Raw genomic sequence first — 386 nt, 5'->3', positions numbered from 1 at the left:
TTGGTGCTGGTGTTCTTCTCGCCGGCACTCCTTATACCGCCGTCTATAACAGCGTGAACGGCGAATTCACGATCCACGGCTTCTTCGGTAATCCGTACAATGTGCCCGTAGGAGCAGGGATGCTGTACTTTGGCCTTACGGCGCCGAATAGCTCGTTCGCGTTTCCTGTGGGCCAGGCGATTTCCCGGACTACCTACATCACCTTGTTTGGCGTGATGGGCACGACCTATGGAGCGGGGGATGGCAGCACGACGTTCAATCTTCCGGATCTGACAGGCCGTGTCCCTGTCATGCGAGATCCAGGCGGCATTCGCATTAGCGGCTTGACCTTCAACTCGACTGATCTTGGAGGAAGCGGCGGTCAACAGGCGATCGCGCTGAGCACC

General features: G+C 57.8%; 1 protein-coding gene. It reads left to right on the top strand.

Going from position 1 to position 386, the window contains the following annotated elements; translation table 11 throughout:
* Positions 1-386, top strand: a 386-nt coding sequence (locus CQ12_RS36920) for a phage tail protein (protein ID WP_245310313.1), incomplete at both ends; no start/stop codon positions are given.

Origin of the sequence: Bradyrhizobium jicamae (genome assembly GCF_001440395.1) — a bacterium.
GTDB lineage: Bacteria > Pseudomonadota > Alphaproteobacteria > Rhizobiales > Xanthobacteraceae > Bradyrhizobium > Bradyrhizobium jicamae.
This window is presented reverse-complemented; position numbering and strand designations above follow the sequence as displayed.